Source organism: Aquimarina sp. RZ0, from assembly GCF_008370685.1.
Lineage (GTDB): Bacteria > Bacteroidota > Bacteroidia > Flavobacteriales > Flavobacteriaceae > Aquimarina.
The window spans coordinates 19,634-32,634 of the sequence record NZ_VTZU01000033.1; the positions used below are offsets into that span (position 1 = coordinate 19,634).

General features: G+C 31.7%; 15 protein-coding genes. 10 read left to right on the plus strand and 5 right to left on the minus strand.

Annotated elements, in window-relative coordinates; genetic code table 11:
• Positions 1-417: 417 nt before the first annotated feature.
• Positions 418-1,002, minus strand: coding sequence for a tRNA-(ms[2]io[6]A)-hydroxylase (locus F0000_RS13625; protein WP_149625277.1), 585 nt, complete (start codon positions 1,000-1,002; stop codon positions 418-420).
• A 727-nt stretch (positions 1,003-1,729) separates the two neighbouring features.
• On the opposite strand from F0000_RS13625, the gene F0000_RS13630 reads away from it, so the two are divergent.
• The 5 genes from F0000_RS13630 (at position 1,730) to F0000_RS13650 (ending at position 5,488) form a co-directional block, all read left to right on the plus strand.
• Positions 1,730-2,464, plus strand: coding sequence for a DsbA family protein (locus tag F0000_RS13630; protein WP_149625278.1), 735 nt, complete (start codon positions 1,730-1,732; stop codon positions 2,462-2,464).
• A 370-nt stretch (positions 2,465-2,834) separates the two neighbouring features.
• Positions 2,835-3,221 carry a hypothetical protein gene (locus tag F0000_RS13635; RefSeq protein WP_149625279.1) on the plus strand — a complete coding sequence of 129 codons (387 nt, stop codon included), beginning with the start codon at positions 2,835-2,837 and terminating at the stop codon, positions 3,219-3,221.
• A 156-nt stretch (positions 3,222-3,377) separates the two neighbouring features.
• The gene (locus F0000_RS13640; protein WP_223148902.1) at positions 3,378-4,184 is read left to right on the plus strand and encodes an RNA polymerase sigma factor; all 807 of its coding nucleotides are present in this window, start codon (positions 3,378-3,380) and stop codon (positions 4,182-4,184) included.
• Between the two features lie 399 nt (positions 4,185-4,583).
• The gene (locus tag F0000_RS13645) at positions 4,584-5,096 is read left to right on the plus strand and encodes a DinB family protein (RefSeq protein WP_149625281.1); all 513 of its coding nucleotides are present in this window, start codon (positions 4,584-4,586) and stop codon (positions 5,094-5,096) included.
• Positions 5,097-5,104: 8 nt separating this feature from the next.
• The gene (locus F0000_RS13650) at positions 5,105-5,488 is read left to right on the plus strand and encodes a nuclear transport factor 2 family protein (RefSeq protein WP_149625282.1); all 384 of its coding nucleotides are present in this window, start codon (positions 5,105-5,107) and stop codon (positions 5,486-5,488) included.
• Between the two features lie 13 nt (positions 5,489-5,501).
• On the opposite strand, the gene F0000_RS13655 is transcribed toward F0000_RS13650, so the two are convergent.
• From F0000_RS13655 to F0000_RS13665, 3 genes are read right to left on the minus strand one after another with little or no spacing between them, the layout of a single operon-like run.
• On the minus strand, positions 5,502-6,134 hold the full coding sequence (locus tag F0000_RS13655) for an alpha/beta hydrolase (RefSeq protein ID WP_255452746.1): 633 nt from the start codon (positions 6,132-6,134) through the stop codon (positions 5,502-5,504).
• Between the two features lie 10 nt (positions 6,135-6,144).
• The gene (locus F0000_RS13660; protein ID WP_149625283.1) at positions 6,145-6,993 is read right to left on the minus strand and encodes an alpha/beta hydrolase; all 849 of its coding nucleotides are present in this window, start codon (positions 6,991-6,993) and stop codon (positions 6,145-6,147) included.
• Between the two features lie 3 nt (positions 6,994-6,996).
• Positions 6,997-7,560, minus strand: coding sequence for a TetR/AcrR family transcriptional regulator (locus tag F0000_RS13665; protein ID WP_149625284.1), 564 nt, complete (start codon positions 7,558-7,560; stop codon positions 6,997-6,999).
• Between the two features lie 159 nt (positions 7,561-7,719).
• Here F0000_RS13665 and F0000_RS13670 point away from each other — a divergent pair, with 159 nt between their 5' ends.
• The 5 genes from F0000_RS13670 (at position 7,720) to F0000_RS13690 (ending at position 12,403) form a co-directional block, all read left to right on the plus strand.
• Positions 7,720-8,142, plus strand: coding sequence for a PaaI family thioesterase (locus F0000_RS13670; protein WP_149625285.1), 423 nt, complete (start codon positions 7,720-7,722; stop codon positions 8,140-8,142).
• A gap of 4 nt (positions 8,143-8,146) precedes the next feature.
• Entirely contained in the window at positions 8,147-9,229 is a 1,083-nt protein-coding gene (locus F0000_RS13675) for an isochorismate synthase (protein ID WP_149625286.1), read from the plus strand.
• A 56-nt stretch (positions 9,230-9,285) separates the two neighbouring features.
• Positions 9,286-11,010, plus strand: coding sequence for a 2-succinyl-5-enolpyruvyl-6-hydroxy-3-cyclohexene-1-carboxylic-acid synthase (gene menD / locus F0000_RS13680; protein ID WP_149625287.1), 1,725 nt, complete (start codon positions 9,286-9,288; stop codon positions 11,008-11,010).
• Positions 11,011-11,113: 103 nt separating this feature from the next.
• Complete coding sequence (locus F0000_RS13685; protein ID WP_149625288.1) at positions 11,114-11,455, plus strand: DUF2853 family protein; 342 nt, start codon at positions 11,114-11,116, stop codon at positions 11,453-11,455.
• Positions 11,456-11,566: 111 nt separating this feature from the next.
• Positions 11,567-12,403, plus strand: coding sequence for a S1 RNA-binding domain-containing protein (locus F0000_RS13690; RefSeq protein ID WP_149625289.1), 837 nt, complete (start codon positions 11,567-11,569; stop codon positions 12,401-12,403).
• Positions 12,404-12,429: 26 nt separating this feature from the next.
• On the opposite strand, the gene F0000_RS13695 is transcribed toward F0000_RS13690, so the two are convergent.
• The gene (locus F0000_RS13695; RefSeq protein WP_149625290.1) at positions 12,430-12,921 is read right to left on the minus strand and encodes a hypothetical protein; all 492 of its coding nucleotides are present in this window, start codon (positions 12,919-12,921) and stop codon (positions 12,430-12,432) included.
• Positions 12,922-13,001: the final 80 nt, after the last annotated feature.

The window sequence follows — 13,001 nt, forward strand, 5'->3', positions numbered from 1 at the left end:
ATTTTTTAATCACAAATCGTATAATTCAAAGGATGTATTGAACTCATCTTGGTTTTTTATTTTTAACCGAAAATGAGTTGAAAATTTGATCAGATGAGGCATATTTTGTAGTCTACAATAACACAACAGACGAAAAAAGTAACGGAATATGGATGAATTTTAGCATTTTTTAGGAATTAGAAAAAACTAAAATGAGTTCATAGTATTTGATTAACTCAAATAAAAAACTCGATTAGGTAGCATAAGTATACTTGACTGTATTTTGTAGAGTTTTATTTTCGCTCAAACAACAAGACAACAAATGCCAGCCATAAGAACAGAGTAATATATTATTCGGATATGTAAATATAACCTTGCAGTAAGGTTGTATTTACATATCCGTATTTTTTTATTCTCACGTATACCAAAAAATAACTACTATCCATGGATAGTTTCTTTTTTACCATATTTTTGAATAAGTTCTCCTTCGAATTTTAGAAGATCCTGCCATTGTTTGTCGACATCTATATCTTTTCCATATTTACGTGCAAAACCTATAAAAGTGGTATAATGCCCCGCTTCACTAATCATTAGGTCGTGATAAAATTTAGACAGTTCAGGATCTTTTATTTTCTCTGATAGAAGTTTAAAACGTTCACAACTACGCGCTTCTATCATCGCAGAAAATAATAATCTACTAACTAGACCTTGTTGACGGCTACCACCTTGTTTTACCTTATATTTGAATAACTCATTAACATAACTGTCTTTACGTTCGCGCCCTAATGTAAATCCTCGTTTCTTTATAAGTTCATGAACCATCTGAAAATGTTCTAATTCTTCTTGTGCCAAGATCAATAGATCGGTGACTAAATCCTCATGCTCAGAGTTTAGTGTGATAATAGTAATAGCATTCGTAGCAGCTTTTTGTTCACACCAGGCGTGATCTGTCAGGATTTCTTCGATATTGGATTCTACAAGAGCAGCCCAACGTGGATCTGTAGCTAATTTTAAACCAAGCATAGTTTATGTATTTTGATAAGTATCAAAGGTACAAATTGAACTTAGCCTGAGTAGTGATTTCATGTCAAAAGTTTGGTTTTCCAGGATACAGCGAGGATGTATGCAAATATTTGTAATATGTAATAATCTTGTAGTATCAGTAATAGTAAGTATTTCAAAGATTCTTCTTCCAAAAAAAGCTGTTCTCGATACAATTTGTTTTCATATCATTTAGACAAAATCTTTTTTAAACATAATTATTTCTAATGCACAACAGGTCATCTAATGTGTTTATATATAAACTTATAATGGTTTAGCTATAGGTATTTTCCTTTGATCAATATTATGTTAAGGGATATACAATCTATACAGGAGATGTCTCGATACATGGCAGCGGATAAAAGAAGATTAAAGTAGGAAATTATGATCTATGGTAAAAAAATGGATGAATTTGTGTTAGTAATTATAAAATTTGCATCAATTTAGTAAACCACCTGGAGACAAATCGAGGTATTTATTGGAAAAAAAAACAGTTCGATTTCGAGGTAAGCATTTAAATATCGATTATCGAGTAAGAGCTTGTTTAAAAACCTTACTTCTTGAAAACAAATATTTTAAGAACCGTGAGCTTACTTCAAATTAATGTAAATATCTCGATATACTCATAATTAGAAGTGTACTCAGAACCTCAAACTATTGATTTTCAATTTGTATTCTTTTTAAACATACTCTAAAAGAAATTATAAGCATGTCTAAAAATACAGATCTCAATTGCGATATATCGTCAGGAAATTGTTCTTCAATAAAAGCAACGGATCAAAAAACTATGAGAACAACTTCCAGAAAGGCAACATCAAAGCTCAAAGTTATTTATTATTATGATGCCTTATGTGGTTGGTGTTATGGATTTAATCCCGTTATATCCAGAATAGAGGAGGAATATGCTGATAAAATTAAAATAGAAACTATTAGTGGAGGATTGTTTACAGGGAATAGAGTAGGGTATGTAAATGAAGTAGCACCGTACATTAGAGCCGGTGCATATAAAAATGTAGAGTTAATAACAGAGGTAAAGTTTGGAGAAGCTTTTTTAAAAGATGTATTTGGAGACGGCACTATGTTTCTGGATTCATTTCCGTCTTCTGTAGCACTATGTATTGTAAAAGAAAAATATCCCGCACAAGCATTAAAATTTTCAAAATTATTATTAAATGCTTTTTATGAAGAAGGCCTGAGTCCAATTGACATAAATGATTTGGCTACGTGTGCTGCAAAAATAGGTGTTGATACAAAAGAATTTTTACACGATATGCAGAAAAACAGCTATAAGAAAGCTACTCAAAAAGAGTTTGAAGCTTTTAGAAAAAGTCAATTGGGAGGAATGCCATCTCTTGTTTTAGAAAAAGAAGGAGAACGATTCTTACTATCTAGTGGTTTTATAAAATTTGATGTGTTACAGGATAGATTAGAACAGTATTTATAAAAAGTGTTTTGTGATAAGGTTGAAAGATTATTGAATGGGGAATAGAATTCATTTTGACTTTTTATTTTTAACCGAAAATGAGTTGAAATTTAACCAGATGAGGCATTTTTTGTAGTCTGTAGTGCTATTGTAGACGAAAAAAGTTCATAAAAAGAATGAGATATTTTAAACGAAATTGGAACAAAGTTCGTGGAGACGAATATGATAACTGAGAAAAATCTATTTGGTATTTGATTAAAAGATAATCAGATTGAATTTTATAGTAGATTATGCATTTTTATAATAAAAAACAGAAAAGCTGTCACACCTGGCGGGTGGATTTTGTCTAAAAGGGTAACAAATAAATTTATAAACTTTACAAGACAAAATTATGAGGAAATCAACAACGCAGACAATTAGTATTAGTGTTCAATACGACATGGTATTTGAGTATATTTCTAATCCTTTAACACAAAAGGAATGGGCAATAAACTTTATAAAAGACGTAAAAAAAGTTGATAATAGTTTTATCGCCATAACTCCGTTTGGAGAAATTCCATTGGCATTTAAATCTGACAAAGAAATGGGAATAATCGATATTATTCTTGGCGGAGGAGAACCTATTCCCACACGGCTTATTAAAAACAATGGAGGATGTGAATATGTATTTACATTATTTCAACCAAAAGAAATGCCTGATAGTGTTTGGGAAAACGAAGGGATTCCAGGGTTAATTGAAGAATTGAAAGCACTTAAATCAATACTGGAGCGCAAATAGATAGCTATTCATATTCTGAATTTTAGTTTGATATTTTTAAAATCAATTATTAATTTGTTTCAGTGTTTGATAACTAAAAGTTGGATTATACCAGAGAAATATCGTAGTTTCTAATAATATTCATTGAGAGTTAATTGGTATTGTAATTTTATGAAAATGATTAGTTTAAATGATAAAGTAAAAAGCGCAGTTGAAGGTGATAAAAAAGCGCTTGAAGAAATTGTGATACAAATTCAGGGATTGATTTATAATTTGGCCGTTAGGATGCTTTGGCATCCTGATGATGCCAAAGATACTACGCAGGAGATATTGATCAAGGTCATTACAAATTTGAGTAGTTTTAATCACAAAAGTAAGTTCACCACCTGGGTGTATAGATTAGCATCTAATACTTTAATCAATTTTCAAAATAAAAAATTGAAACAACAGGTTTATTTTGATCAATACGAACATCAATTACAACAAGGTTTTTCTGAGACTATTGCATATACTACGAATAAGGCAGAACAAAATTTGTTGATTCAGGAAGCAAAGATTGGTTGTTCTAATGCCATGTTACAATGCTTGAATAGAGAAAGCCGCTTGACTTATATCATAGGTGAAATATTAGAATTTAATAGTAGAGAAGGAGCAATAATATGTAATATTACACCAGAAAATTTCAGAAAAAGACTATCACGCTCTAAGAAAAGCTTACACAATTTCTTACATAAAAACTGTGGGATAATAAATACTAACAACACATGTAGATGTTATAAAAAAGTAGATAATTCTATCAAAAACAAGAATATACAACCAGATAACCTATTATTTGCAAAAGATATTAAAAACACGAATTTGATAAAATCAATTGAATATATTCAAAATGAAGTAGATTTGTATAGATCTAATCCTGAGTATGATACTCCCGATTTGATACTAAAAGAAGTGAGAAAAATAGTATCCACTAACAGAAATATATAAGAAATATAGAACGTACTAAGTGTTTTTAAATTTGAACTCATCTTGAGTAGAGGTTTTCAACCGAAAAGTTTGGCTTTTGTACTATAATGAAGTCGTTTTTTTAGTATTGCTTTAGCTACTAAAAAAATCGACAAAATTAGCGTGCAAAATGTAAATTTTGTACCTCAACGCAGTACTCAAGAAAAGTTCTTTGATAAAGTACTGTTAATAGCATAATAAAATGAGTATTGAATTGGTAAATTTCGAACGCATTATACAATTCTGATTTGAATTTACTCATAAAAAAACAAAAGTTCAGTATAACCAGCCACAGTAAACCTTCCTTTTTCAAGGATTGGGTAAGGAGGGACAGTTTTGTTGGATGAATTCAAGTTGGGAATGCTATTAAATCTATAGTTTATGAAAGATCAACTTATTTTAGAAGAATATAATGAGTATTATGGTATTTATATTGCTAAAGCAGCGAATGCTGACGTTCTGGAAGGATTAAAATCTGGAAAAAAAGAATTTGTTGATTTTGTAAATACGATTCCCGAAGAGAAATTAACATATGCATATCGAGAAGGTAAATGGACAATTGCAGAGGTATTACAACATTTGATTGATAGCGAACGCATATTTAGTTATAGAGCGCTCTGTTTTGCCATGAATGATAATAGTTTACTACCAGGTTTTGACCAGAATCTATATGTGCTTAACTCGAATACCAGGCAATATCCTAAAGCAAGATTCATAGAGGATTTTGAAGCAGTTCGTACTAGTTCAATTTCCCTATTCAGAAGTTTTACTGATGACATGTTACAAAGAATAGGTACGGCAAGTGGAAGTCCTTTGAGTGCTAGAGCTGTTGGTTATATACTTGCAGGACATCAAAAACATCATATAGAGGTGATTAAGGAACATTATTTATAATCGATTAAATGACCAAAGAAGAAGTTGCCAGAAGCTACTTATCTTTTTTAGAACAAGGAAAGGTAAAGGAGATTGTTACTCTTTTTACAAAAGAGGGAATTGTAATATCTCCGGTATACGGAACTTTGCCAGCTTCTGAATTTTATGAGACATTGGCAGACGATACAAGTTCTTCAGAATTAACGTTTGATGGATTGTTTTATGAGAAAGAGTCTGATAGAATATCATTGCTTTTTGATTATATCTGGAGATTAAAGAAAGGAAATATTGTAAAATTTAAGGTAGTGGATATATTAGAAATGACTTCAGAAAATAAAATTAAAAAGCTAACGATTATCTATGATACAGTTCATAGCAGAGAAGAAATTAAAAAATTAAGAGCAGCAACCTAAGCAGATAAAAGTTTTATATAATACCTTCAAGAGTTTTAGGATTTAATTCATGCCCTCCTGGATGCGTTATAAATTTTATTTGTGGTAAAATTTGTTGTACTCTTTCTTTTTCTGCAGCCACTTTTTCTATTTCAAAATAAGGATCATTCTCGCCTACAATATGAGTAATTGTAGTCGTATTTGATAGAAAAGTAAAATCTACTTTTGTCAATTCTTTGGGAAAACCTCCGGAGATCATGATCAGGGAATCACAGTTTATTTTTCTGGAAGCTATCCATCGACTGGCAATACTGACACCCTGAGAGTATCCTAATACGATTAATCTTGTGTTTTTTGTGAGATTTTCTGCTTTTACAACGGCATCAATATAGGAGAGTACATTTTCGGTATCTACCTTCGTATTTTCTTTGGTAAGCCAACTGGATCCAACACGTTTATAATCATTATTCTTGTAGTATTTTGAAGGAGCTTGTGGGGCAATTATATAGTTTTCTTCGGGCAATAAATCCTGAAATAAACGAATGAAATACCTGCTTAAATATCCTATTCCGTGAAAAACCAGCCAAACACTTTTTGTGTGAGATGTTAAATCATTTAAGGTGTCATAGGTATTTGTGGATTGATAAACTACCTCTTTTTGTATCATTTTTTTCAGTTTAAATTTGGAACCATTCGTTAATAATTGGCCACAAGATATCCTGATTTTTTCTTCTAAAAAAGTCAAAATGTCCAATTGTTTTTAAGTTATAATCTGATGGTCTTATATGTTTGCGTATTACAGTTGCATTTTTATAGATATGATCTCCTAAAATGTCAACAGATTTTTTTGGTGCAAAAAGATCATCATCAATACTTATCAGTAACATAGGTTTTTTTATATGTTCATAATAGGGTTCAGTCTGTTTTTTTGTAAAATGTAGCATAGAATCCGGATGTAATAATAGGGTAGACCAATCCTTTGCGGCCTTTGTTGATAAAGGAGCGCCTAAACCAAACCAGGCAGATGGATAATATCCTAGAATACGAGTAGTAATCGGTACAAAAAAATTAAAATTAATATAAATCAAAATCCTCATTTTGGTAGAGAAGTGTTTATAAAACCCATATTGGGAACCAATGGTAAGATATTTTTCATAATATTGGTAGGCATCACTAAAGCCTATGCTATTGCCGCCATAGCTATGACCGATCAGGTATTGGATATTCGCAGTATATTGCTTTTTGGCATATATAGAAACAGCCTTAAAATCCTGAGCCCAGGACAAAAAACCATGGTCTTTTAGTGATTGGATACGTTGAGAAGTAGAGCTGCCAATGCCTCTATAATCAAAAGTAAACACATGACACCCAGACTCAGAAAGATACGTTGCCATATTAAAATAAAATTTTTGAGGTACCGCAACAGCAGGAGCAAAGACAATAGTTTTGTCAATTGGAGAATCAGGAATGAATTCATGTACCGAAATAGGATAATTATCAAAGGATTTTACCGTATAAGCTTGCATGAGTTAAAGTTTTAATATTACTTTTTTCATCCTTAAGATTGCAGTATTTAGATACTTGTGGTCTTTATAGATTCGCATTAAAAGAATTCCACCTTCCAGATCCTGTACGATTTGCTCTGCGAAGGATAAGGATTCTTTTTCAGAGTAATTGAATTCCAGAAGAATTTGAAGTCCGGATATAAAATTTTCAAAAAATTGTTTGAACTCATCTTCATAAATAGGAGTAAGATGTGCGGTTTCTAATGCTGTATTAGCCATAATACATCCGCTATATGAATTTTTAAACATTGTGGTTAGTAAGCTATCTATTTTCTCTATCTTTTCTCGAATATCAATTGTATTGTTTTCTATTACTCTAAAAAAGTTATAATTAAAATAACTATTTACCGTGCCCAATACCTCTTTAATTAATTGCTCTTTATTATTAAAATAATAGTAAAAATGGGATTTTTGGATATCACATGCATATGCCAATTCACTCATACTGCTTTTACAAACACCTCGTTCTCTTAGTATTGGAATCACTTTTTTTAATACTTCTTCTTTGGATGTTTTAATTCTTGGCATTTTATTGAACGTTCGTTAAAATAATATTCAAATATAGTTAGAATTATTTAGTGTCATTGTTTATTTTTGATCCTATAGTAAGGTTTTTGATAAAAATGAGAAATTAGTATTGTTATAATCACAAAATTTTTGCTTCACATATTTTAATTTTAAAAAGTTATGAATCTAACAGAACAAGAAATATTAGAACAATGTGCAAACATGTGTAAAAATACCCTGATGGAAACACTAGATATTTCTTTCTGTGCTGTAGGTACTGATTCTCTGGTAGCAAAGATGCCCGTAACACCCAGAGTACATCAACCTGATGGTGTGCTACACGGTGGTGCCATGGTTGCGCTGGCAGAAAGTGTGGGCAGTGCTGCTTGTTATATTTTTTTGAATTCTAAAGAGTTTTACATTCGCGGGATAGAGATATCTGCTAATCATGTTAAGAGTGTTCGCGAAGGATATGTATTTGCAACCGCAGAAATTGTTCATAAAGGAAGAACAACTCAGTTATGGGATATCAAAATCAGAGATGAAGAAGATAGATTAATTTCTGTCGTAAAGCTGACGACCATTGCACTTCCTAAATCCTAATCAAATGGATATTGAAGGCTTATATATAAAAATTCAATCTCAGTTAGATCAAAAATTACCTTTTGTTGTGTATCAAAAAGCTGGTGAAAGGATAATACATGCCATGCTTCAGTCTGATGATTCAATATATGAAACCAGGTCGTATGATGAATCAGGTTTTGTTTTTGCTCCATTTGATAGTACTGCAAAATCGATATTGATTCCTTTGGCAAAGAGTATTCAATATAGTATCATTATTCCTGAGGAGCCTGAGAGGCCAAAAGCTAGTGGTGATAAGATAGATGCACTCACTGATAACTCTGTAGCAAAAGAGAAGCATATAAAATTGGTTAATTCTGGTATAGACGCTATTAATTCGGGTTTATTAAAAAAAGTAGTAGTATCGCGCAAAGAAGAGATTACTGTTGCTAGTAATAGAGTGTTATCTATATTTAAAAAACTAATTGATTCATATCCTAAAGCTTTTGTATACTGCTGGTATCATCCCCAAATTGGTACCTGGTTGGGAGCTACTCCAGAGACGCTATTAAAAGTTACAGATAATAAACTTTTTACGATGGCTTTAGCCGGGACGTTACCTTATATAGATGCTATAGAAGTTGATTGGGGAGTTAAAGAGATAGAAGAACAGTCGATGGTTAAGGACTTTGTTACAAAGGAGTTATCGTCAATTGTTGATAATATTAAGCATTCAGAAACCTATTCACATAAAGCAGGAACTCTTTTACATCTTCGTACTGATATAACCGGAGATTTGCAACCAGGAAATTTTGGTATCAAGGATGTTATTAACGTATTGCATCCTACACCGGCAGTATGTGGTCTGCCTAAGAAGGAAGCTAAATCCTTTATTTTAGAAAAAGAAAACTATACCAGAAAATACTATACAGGTTTTCTGGGAGAACTAAATATATCTCAGAATGGAGTTATATCATCTACTATAGTTGTAAACCTACGTTGTATGGAGATAGAAAGTGATAAAGCAATTATTTATGTAGGCGGTGGTATTACTAAAGATTCTATTCCAGAAAAAGAATGGGAAGAAACCGTAAGAAAAACAGTAACGATGAAAAAGGTTTTACAATAAAATACTGCTAAAAAGCTTGGCTTAAATTGTGTTGATATTGTAATTTAGCCCTCAGAATGAAGAAACGTTTATATTCTAAAATTCCTTTGTCACAAACGATTGTAGCTTTATGTGAAGCAAAAGGAATCAGTCATATTGTTATATCTCCCGGATCAAGGAATGCGCCATTGATTATTGGTTTTACTGAGAATCCAGTTATGCATTGTTATAGTATTGTTGATGAGCGATGCGCAGCTTTTTTTGCTTTGGGAATTGCACAACAAATTCAGAAACCTGTAGCATTAGTATGTACTTCCGGAAGTGCTTTGTTAAATTATTATCCCGCGATTGCAGAAGCGTTCTATAGTGATATACCTTTGGTAATACTTAGTGCAGATAGACCTATTGAACGTATTGATATAGGTGACGGACAAACAATTCGTCAGAAAAATGTATTCCAAAACCATATTTTATATTCAGCGAATTTATATTCAGAGATTGTTCCTGAAGTTCTGATAAAAGACATCAAAGTAAAACAAAAACAATACGAAGCTCAGAAACATAATGAACGTGAAATTAATCTGGCATTAAATGTAGCCATAGAACAGAATGGTCCCGTGCATATTAATGTTCCATTTTACGAACCTTTATATGATAAAATAGAAGCACCAACGATATTTCCGAAAAATATTCCTGTTGAATATTTGGAACATCACATATCGGATGCTGTAAAATCAAAAATGCTTTATGATTGGAATGAAGCAAAGCAGAAAATAGTATTAATCGGGGTACATCAGCCAAATAGCTTAGATTCAGTATGGATAGAACATTTTGCCAAAGATCCTTCAGTACTGGTATTGACAGAGACAACTTCAAATATTTATCATACATCTCACATTAATTGCATTGATCAATTAATAACCTCTTTAGAGGAAGAAGAGTTTAAAGCCTTACAACCAGAGATTCTGCTAACTTTTGGTGGTTTGGTAGTTTCCAAAAGGATTAAATCTTTTTTAAGAAAATATCAACCCAGAGTGCATTGGCATATAGATGAAAAGAAAGCATTTGATACTTATTTTTGTCTTACAGAGCATATTAAGATGAAGCCAAATTCTTTTTTTTCTGATTTTTTACCTTATACTAAATTGATAAGTAATACCTATAAATCAACTTGGTTATCTGTACGAGATGAAAGAAGGATAAAACATAAGGAATATTTAAGCAAAATAACGTTTACAGACCTAAAAGCGTTTGAAACTATTTTTAGTCATATACCAGATCACCAATGTATACAGCTTAGTAATAGTTCTACAGTGCGTTATGCTCAGTTGTTTTCACTCAATCCAACTTTTAGAGTATTTTGTAATCGGGGGACTAGTGGTATTGACGGGAGCACCTCTACAGCAATCGGTGCAGCCAGAGCTTCAGGTGTACCAACAACTCTTATCACAGGAGATCTTAGTTTTTTTTATGATAGCAATGGTTTGTGGAATGACTATATACCTGCTAATTTTAAAATCATCCTTATCAACAATGAGGGAGGTGGTATTTTTAGGATTTTACCAGGTAAGGAGGAAAGTAATAATTTTAGCAGATATTTTGAAACCAAACATCATTTAAGCGCAGTACAGTTATGTGATATGTATACTATTAAATATTTTTCGGCAAAAGGGACTGAAGAAGTTATACAAGGTGTTAAAAAATTATATCAAAATAATAATGTTCCTGTATTATTAGAAGTTTTTACTCCTAGAAAAACAAATGATTCTGTTTTAATCGATTATTTTAAACATTTTATCTAAACTATAGGCGATAATATGTTTTATAAATGAATAATTCATTTATAAATATGTTATATTTGAGATAGCATAAATAATTAACTAAAAACTAAAAAAATTTCACCTTATGAGCAAAAGAGATGAATTAATTACCAAGTATGCAGCTGATATTAAAGATAAAATTGGTCAGACACCTGATATGGATTTCTTAACAAAAGTGACTATAGGTTGTGGTCCATCAATTTATAACGCTGATGCTTCAACAGTATCTGGTAGTGATCAGTCAGAATTAGATACTGTAAAAAACAACTTTCTAATTAAAAAGCTAGGGCTTTCTGATGGACCAAAATTAGATGAAGCTATTGCGTCTGTTATGGAGCAATATGGAAAATCTAATCGTAATAAATACAGAGCAGTGGTATATTATTTATTAGCTAAGCACTTCGGGAAAGAAGCAGTTTATAATTAGAAGAAAATATGTATACAACAATAGGAGGTGTTCGGTGATGTGAACACCTTTTTTTGTGGAAACTTGTTAAATAGGAATATTAAAGAATTATCTTTGCCAAAAAAATAAAACATGCTTAAGTTAGGTGAATATAATACTTTGGAGGTAGTAAGAGAAAGAGATCAGGGAGTATACCTGAGTGATGATGATGGAAATGAAGTTTTATTACCCAATAAATATGTTCCAGAACAATTTTTGATAAGAGAGCAATTAAAAGTTTTTCTCTATTTAGACCATGAAGAACGGATAGTAGCTACTACGCTAGAACCTTTTGTCACTGTTAATTCATTCGCATATCTAAAATGCACCCATACTTCTGAAATAGGAGCATTTATTGATTGGGGGTTAGAAAAAGAGCTTTTTGTGCCTTTTAAAGAGCAAGCCGCCAAAATGAGAGCAGGAAGCTGGTATCTGATTTATGTATACCTGGATGAGAAGACTAATAGATTAGTAGCATCTAGTAAGACAAATGCCTTTTTGGATAATTCTTTAGTACTTCTGTCAGCATATGATGAAGTAGACCTGATAGCTTCACACCCTTCACCACAAGGTTGGAATATGATTATTAATCAAAAATATCTCGGATTAGTCTATGAAGATGAGATTTTTCAGAAAATAAATACTGGAGATGAACTCAAAGGGTTTGTAAAGAAAATCCGACCTGACGGTAAAATTGATCTCACGCTCCAAAGACATGGCTATAGAGGGATTGAACCGAATGCCGAACAAATTCTTAAGGAATTAAAATTAAGCGGAGGTTTTATTGATTTAAATGATAAATCAAATCCAGAGGATATAAAAGAAGTTTTTCAGTTAAGCAAAAAAAGCTTTAAAAAAGCAATAGGAACACTTTACAAGGCCAGAATAATAACCATTGAAACAAATGGTATTCGATTGCTGGAAAAATAAACAGTGTTTTAGCCTAGAATAAAAATCTAATTTAGAGGTAATCCTGTAACAGGGCAGTATACTCCTGTATAAAGACTAGCGTCTTTGTAGGCACTATTTTTGATTCCGGTATTGTTAGTTGAAAAATTATACCCATTAAATCCATATCCTCCAGCACTTCCAGAGATAGTAAGGCCAGTATGTTCTCTATTCGTAGCCGTAGGAATGGCTATGGTATAATCAGATTGAATAAATTTATTTTCAGGAAGTCGTAGCATTGGAGTATCTGGTCTTAGATGTTGTTTACGGATGTCCTTTGTGAGGTCAACTTCCATTAATTGGTAGTTTTCGGTTACTGCATACTGTTTTATAAACGAAAGAGAAGGAACAATCTCTCTTTGTGTAATAGTGTATATTGATACATTCTCTTCGGATAGAGAATCACTCAATTCCTGCCATTCTAATATGTAAGAAGGTTTTTCCTGTCCAAAAGAAATAAAACTAAGGCATCCTAAAAGTAGTGCAAAAAAGGTTTTCATAATTTCTAAATAATCAATTTTATCTAAAGATATCAAAAATCGTGCAAAACTGATGTTAATTTAATCAAAATAGGTTAAAA